Origin of the sequence: Leptospira vanthielii serovar Holland str. Waz Holland = ATCC 700522 (genome assembly GCF_000332455.1) — a bacterium.
GTDB classification, from domain to species: Bacteria; Spirochaetota; Leptospiria; order Leptospirales; family Leptospiraceae; genus Leptospira_A; species Leptospira_A vanthielii.
On sequence record NZ_AOGY02000041.1, the window covers coordinates 1 to 4,612 of the forward strand.

At 35.2% G+C, this 4,612-nt stretch carries 8 protein-coding genes; all 8 read right to left on the bottom strand.

The genetic code is table 11. From position 1 onward, the window contains the following. Nucleotides 1-600 (bottom strand): hypothetical protein (locus LEP1GSC199_RS09015; RefSeq protein ID WP_002981133.1); only part of this gene is annotated, 600 nt, incomplete at its 3' end. A 482-nt stretch (nucleotides 601-1,082) separates the two neighbouring features. Then, entirely contained in the window at nucleotides 1,083-1,502 is a 420-nt protein-coding gene (locus LEP1GSC199_RS09020) for a hypothetical protein (protein ID WP_039926460.1), read from the bottom strand. A gap of 256 nt (nucleotides 1,503-1,758) precedes the next feature. Then, the gene (locus LEP1GSC199_RS09025; RefSeq protein ID WP_002981141.1) at nucleotides 1,759-2,184 is read right to left on the bottom strand and encodes a type II toxin-antitoxin system HicB family antitoxin; all 426 of its coding nucleotides are present in this window, start codon (nucleotides 2,182-2,184) and stop codon (nucleotides 1,759-1,761) included. After that, a complete protein-coding gene (locus LEP1GSC199_RS09030) occupies nucleotides 2,181-2,360 on the bottom strand; it encodes a type II toxin-antitoxin system HicA family toxin (RefSeq protein WP_039926463.1) in 180 nt (59 codons plus the stop codon). The genes LEP1GSC199_RS09025 and LEP1GSC199_RS09030 overlap by 4 nt, the downstream gene beginning before the upstream one ends. A gap of 263 nt (nucleotides 2,361-2,623) precedes the next feature. Continuing rightward, entirely contained in the window at nucleotides 2,624-2,884 is a 261-nt protein-coding gene (locus LEP1GSC199_RS09035) for a toxin-antitoxin system HicB family antitoxin (RefSeq protein ID WP_002981142.1), read from the bottom strand. Then, nucleotides 2,877-3,314, bottom strand: coding sequence for a putative toxin-antitoxin system toxin component, PIN family (locus LEP1GSC199_RS20855; protein WP_002981140.1), 438 nt, complete (start codon nucleotides 3,312-3,314; stop codon nucleotides 2,877-2,879). Before LEP1GSC199_RS20855 ends, LEP1GSC199_RS09035 begins: the two co-directional genes overlap by 8 nt. Before the next feature lie 315 nt (nucleotides 3,315-3,629). Next, nucleotides 3,630-3,965 (bottom strand): helix-turn-helix domain-containing protein, encoded by a 336-nt coding sequence (locus LEP1GSC199_RS09045; RefSeq protein WP_002981131.1) that lies wholly within the window; start codon nucleotides 3,963-3,965, stop codon nucleotides 3,630-3,632. Continuing rightward, a complete protein-coding gene (locus LEP1GSC199_RS21785; protein WP_002981137.1) occupies nucleotides 3,949-4,158 on the bottom strand; it encodes a hypothetical protein in 210 nt (69 codons plus the stop codon). The genes LEP1GSC199_RS09045 and LEP1GSC199_RS21785 overlap by 17 nt, the downstream gene beginning before the upstream one ends. Between the last annotated feature and the right edge of the window lie 454 nt (nucleotides 4,159-4,612).

Here is a 4,612-nt window from a genome sequence, read left to right on the forward strand (position 1 = left end):
GCTCTTTAATGCTTCACAAAGTTCTGTTCCTAATATCTTTCCAAAAGCCAGATATTCTTCTGGTTCATTGTTATTTAAACTAGGACCAACATATTCGATATTCTCAATAAATTCAAAATTTATTAAAGGATTAGTAATGGAATAGTGATATAGGTTGTAGTTGTGGAGTTTCTTAGAATTGTATTTTGATGAAGAATGTTTCGAAAGCTGATCGGAATTATTATATAAGTCTCCAGCGGATTCTTCATCATCTAAAATTAAATGAAGGTCAATTCGTTTAGGTTGATTTCCTTGATATTCGTCCGACAAAATTTGTAGTGATTCAGAAGAATTATTTAGAAATTTAGAGAAGCCAATGTATCGGTAAATTCTCTTGTTTTGTATTGAGCATTTTTTTAAAGAATCGATAATTCCAGAATATATTCCCAAACTATTTTTTCTACTTCTACCGTTAAATTTATTTTCGATGTGAATTACATACTCATTATAAGAATTATCAATTTTCTTGAGGAAATTAGTATTTGCTTTCTGGAAAGTATGTTTTGAAAAAGTGCAACTTGCGAGATATAACGCAAAAGCCAGTGTTAAGATTTTTTTCATTTTAGATGTTAAGTTGGCAAAATTGCGTGTAACGAACTAGTGGAGACGACGTTTCCCGACCCTGAGTCCCGTTAACGGGACGTTAGGGACTGGCACGGAGTTTGCGGATGCAAACGAGTGACAGAAGGGAAATGTGGCGCAGCCCAAGCGAGGCCTCGTGCCGAAGCGCAGCGTTTCCATGCTGTTATACGACGTGCGAATAGTATTAATTATAGTTTTTGTAACATATAATTCTTGAGCAATCGCTTAGACATGAAGTTTTGATTTTTTTTGAAATTTCTGAGTCTACCGACTTAGTGAAAAAGCCAAATATTAATGCATAATTAGGAATGTCGTTACAGCTTTCGTAACATTTCTTTTTCTCATCACAATCTTTAAACAAAAAGTTTCGATTAGTGGAATAATCATACTCTGGTCTAAATTTTTCTTTTGAATGGATTGTGTAATAAGGATAAGCAATTAGGAGGAGTGATAATAGTGAGTTAAGGGTTAATTTCACAAAGGTTTAGTTCTCCCTTAATTAAAGAATCTTTAAAAAGGATAAATTTCTTTAAATTACATAATTTATCTTTAAAAGCATCAATTTGAAAGAGTAGATCACCAGGCGTATTCGGTTGAAACTTAGAGACAGTGATATTTTTCATACAGGTTTGAAAATCTGATTTGTCATAATGAATATCTCTATGACAACCGAAATCTACCTGCTCAAGTGTAAATATAAAATAGAATGCTTGATTTGGGAAATATTCAGCAGTTTTCAAAAAAATGACGGTTGAATATTCTTTTTGTGCATCATTGAGACTAATTAGTGAATCTTCATTTATGCTTTGGTTTTTTACACATTTAGAAATTGTGAAAACACACAGAATAATTAATAATTTTGTAAGATGAAGGTTTTTCATTATAATAACTTATTGTTTTTGTTTTTATAAGATCATTGGGTATGGCTTTTGTTAAATTTTAAAGATTAGTTTTTAGCATGTCGTATAACGAATTAGTGGAGACGACGTTTCCCGACCCTGAGTCCCGTTAACGGGACGTTAGGGACTGGCACGGAGTTTGCGGATGCAAACGAGTGACAGAAGGGAAATGTGGCGCAGCCCAAGCGAGGCCTCGTGCCGAAGCGCAGCGTTTCCATGCTGTTATGCGACGGTCGTGTTATACACTGATTAGATTTTCGTGAAAAACTTCTTCTAATCTTATAATAGTTTTTAGAGTAGGGTTTGATTTATGTGGATCCTCAAACTTTTGGTAAGTTTGATAAGCAATATTAAGTTTTTGAGCAATTTGTTTTTGACTTAAACCTTGTTTTTCTCTACTTTTCTTAAGCCAGATAGCGAAAGAGACATTTTTTTCTGGAGTAATGAATTTAATATCTTTTCCTTTTAATTTTGAAGGTTCAGGAATGTTTAATTTTCTAGAATCGATAGATTCTAAATAACCAGTTAATGCTTCTTGAGCATTTAAGATTGCTTCGTTTTCATCGTCGCCAAAGGTTAAACATCCAGGTAAATCAGGAAATTCAACATTAAAAACTTTATCTTTTGAACTGTATTTAATAATAGCTGGATAAGATATTTTCATTTGAGTCCTGCCTGTTTAAGTATTGCGTTCATAGTTCCATTTGGAATATCTCGATTACTATGAACAGGAACCGAGAGAGTTTTGTCTTTTTTCTTAAGTATATGGTGTGATCCAGTGATTCTATCTAATTCCCAACCATCTTTTTTTAGAATTTTTATTAATTCTTTTCCCGTCACAAGCAATAATACAGCATTTGGGCTGTATTTGTCAATTGGATATTTCTACTTTTTTGCTTAGGTAAGATTTTCACGACTGTTCGCATAACGAACAAGTGGAGACGACGTTCCTCGTAGCTGAGCCTCGCAGAGGCGTTAGCGTCGGCGCGTCTTCTTGCAAGGCAAGAAGCGTGACGGAGAGGAATGTGTCGCAGACCGAGCGAGGCCGGCAGTGCCGAAGCGAAGCGTTTCCACGCTGTTATACGCTGGTTGCTACTATAGAATTATAGTTTATCCCAACTTGGGATTTTATCTTTTTTCCCGACTTTTCCCATAACTTTCTTAAATCCGTCTTCAATTGATTCTTTCGTTTTTCCTTGAATTCGTTTTTTAAAAAAGTTAGCAGTATCAATATCGCTGATACCTCTTGTAAAAGCATATAAAGCAAATTGATTAAGAGAAACACCTTGAGTAGCTGCAGTTTTCTCAATTCTTTCTTTTAGATCTTCAGGAATTCGAATAGTTAGAACGTTTTTTTTATTCATAATTTAATCTCCATAATTTAGTAAAATCGGTAGGAGTAATAACTTTAAAAGAATCAAATTTAAGATCTTTATTTTGGTTAAAGTCTTTTATATTTGAAGTAATTAAAAATCGACTGTTACTAGCAAAAGCAAGTTCAACAAAAAGATTATCGTTTTCGTCCGCAAGATTAGGTCTTAGTAAATAGTTAATTGAAAAAGGCGTAGCCACAAAAACAAGGAAGTCCAAAACAAGATTAACTTCCTTCTTTGATAAACCTAAATCAGAGAGTGACTTATCTCTAAGTAAAACATCAGAGTATTCGACAAATACTGGGGTAGATAGGGCTAACTCAATTTTCCTCTTTTCAGCTAAAGTTAATATAAAATGCGAAGCACCTCTACTGTCCCTGAGAGCTTGATATAGAACATTTGTATCAATTGTTACTCGCATACAATGATGATATCAAATATGCTATCATAAATCTACTAAATTTTATTACACTTTTGGTTTAATTTCTTAATATTTTCTTATTTTGAGGAAAAGTTTGAATTTTAGCAACTTGCGTATAACGAACTAGCTAACCGACGTAGGCTGGCCCTGAGCCTCCAGAGGAGGCGTTAGGGATTGGCACGACGCTTGCTTAAGCAAGAGGAGTGACAAAAGCCTATGTGCCGAAGGCCGAGCGAGGGCGAAGACCCTAAGCGAAGTGGTTAGCGGCAGTTAGCCGAAGGTTCGGGATTTGCGACAAGGATGTCGCACTTTTAATTAGCCGTATTTAACACCTAAGACGTCTAGTGCATTTGAATTATTTTTAAGAACGAAAAGCATTCTTTGAGCAGGACCTTGTGGAATATTTCTTCCGGATTCCCAGGCTTCGATAGTTTTCTCGGAAACACCAAGTGTTTGAGCAAATACATTCTGAGTTAAATGCAATTTATTTCTTATGCTTTTGATTTCTTTTCCTTTAAAAGTAGGTAGTTTAGGAATGGAAACAATTCTAGCTTGAAGGCCCTTTATTTTTTTTCCACTAGAGTAATCAATGGCATCATTTAATCCTTTAACAAGGCTATTGAATAATTTATCTTTATTTTGTTTTACCATTTTTGATTCTCCCTTTTTTCATATTATCTTTTAAATTTTGAACTAATTCAGAAAGTATCTTCAATTGAGCTTTCGATAGGTTTTCCTGTTCATTTTTTTCAATTAAGGAAATTAGGAAAGTAGTACCAAATTCTTCTAAGTCTAATAAAAAACTCGGATGCCCGAACTCTTTCCGGTGTGTTTCTTTTTCCATCTAACTTTTCTTAATCCATTAGAGCCTGAAATGACCACCCCAGATTTTGGATTTTCGAGAAGGTAAGATTGAAACTCAAGAAGATCTTCATCTCCAAGCTTTGCATTTCTCCAAAATTGATCAAAATCCTGACGCCACGTATGAATAATCGTTTCAATAGAGCAACTATCCCTACTGAGTAGGGTATTGTCAATTCGAATTTTTATCTACTATTAATGCAATTTAATTAACGAAATATGATATGTTATAATTATTTTCTTTTATCCGCCGCACGGATGCGGCGTCTTCCCCGAACTTTCGGCTAACGAACTAGTGGAGACGACGTTTCCCGACCCTGAGTCCCGAACGGGACGTTAGGGACTGGCACGGAGTTTGCGAATGCAAACGAGTGACAGAAGGGAAATGTGGCGCAGCCCAAGCGAGGCCTCGTGCCGAAGCGCAGCGTTTCCATGCT

Excerpts from the sequence above, each read along its gene's own strand:
- LEP1GSC199_RS09020 (WP_039926460.1), bottom strand. The coding sequence starts at position 1,502 with ATGAAAAACCTTCATCTTACAAAATTATTAATTATTCTGTGTGTTTTC.
- LEP1GSC199_RS09025 (WP_002981141.1), bottom strand. The coding sequence starts at position 2,184 with ATGAAAATATCTTATCCAGCTATTATTAAATACAGTTCAAAAGATAAA.
- LEP1GSC199_RS09035 (WP_002981142.1), bottom strand. The coding sequence starts at position 2,884 with ATGAATAAAAAAAACGTTCTAACTATTCGAATTCCTGAAGATCTAAAA.
- LEP1GSC199_RS20855 (WP_002981140.1), bottom strand. The coding sequence starts at position 3,314 with ATGCGAGTAACAATTGATACAAATGTTCTATATCAAGCTCTCAGGGAC.
- LEP1GSC199_RS09045 (WP_002981131.1), bottom strand. The coding sequence starts at position 3,965 with ATGGTAAAACAAAATAAAGATAAATTATTCAATAGCCTTGTTAAAGGA.
- LEP1GSC199_RS21785 (WP_002981137.1), bottom strand. The coding sequence starts at position 4,158 with ATGGAAAAAGAAACACACCGGAAAGAGTTCGGGCATCCGAGTTTTTTA.